Source organism: Mesorhizobium escarrei (genome assembly GCF_935825525.1).
Lineage (GTDB): Bacteria > Pseudomonadota > Alphaproteobacteria > Rhizobiales > Rhizobiaceae > Mesorhizobium > Mesorhizobium escarrei.
Genome location: NZ_CAKXZT010000089.1, coordinates 1 through 714, shown reverse-complemented (window position 1 = coordinate 714; position 714 = coordinate 1). Strand labels below are relative to the sequence as shown.

The window sequence follows — 714 nt, the reverse complement described above, 5'->3', positions numbered from 1 at the left end:
GCGCATCCGGCTTGGTTCTAGCGGTTTGCAGTGTGTTTGCTTGGCAGAACGCCACTGCTGCTCCCAATTGCCACGCAGCCGCGGCGCCTGGCGTCAATTGGCACGAGTGTGACAAGAAGCTTCTCATCCTAGAAGGACAGGACCTGAGCGGGGCGAACCTGTTCGGTGTTGATTTCACTTCGACCGACCTCAGGAACAGCAATCTCCATGCGGCAAATCTTGAGAAGGCAACGCTTGTGCGTGCTTCCCTGGCCGACTCGACCGCCAAAGGCGCCCGGTTCGACAGAATCGAGGCCTACAGGACCGACTTCAGCCGTATGGACGCGCAGGGCGCTGTGTTTGCGAGCGCGGAAATGCAGCGCTCGAATTTCCAGGACGCCAATCTGACCAATGTTGATTTCACAAAGGCAGAATTGGGGCGTGCGCAGTTCCATGACGCCGATATCAGCGGCAGCCGCTTCTCGTTTGCCAATCTCGCACGGGCGGACTTCCGAGGAGCGACGTTCACCGCGCCGATAGACTTTGACCGCGCCTTTTTCTTTCTGACCCGTATCGAGGGCGTCGACCTTTCCAAATCGGCGGGTCTGTCCCAGTGGCAGCTCAACATGGCTTGCGGAGACGCCCGGACCGAGTTGCCTTCTGGCTTGACGAGGCCTGAAGATTGGCCCTGTCAATTCCAGCAGGAATAGTTGTCGGCAAGCGAACTGCGGCAAT

Annotated in this window: 1 protein-coding gene; it reads left to right on the top strand. The window is 58.7% G+C overall.

Going from position 1 to position 714, the window contains the following annotated elements:
* Positions 1-689: pentapeptide repeat-containing protein (locus NMG80_RS05735; RefSeq protein ID WP_254017246.1), on the top strand; the 689-nt coding region annotated here is incomplete at its 5' end.
* Positions 690-714: the final 25 nt, after the last annotated feature.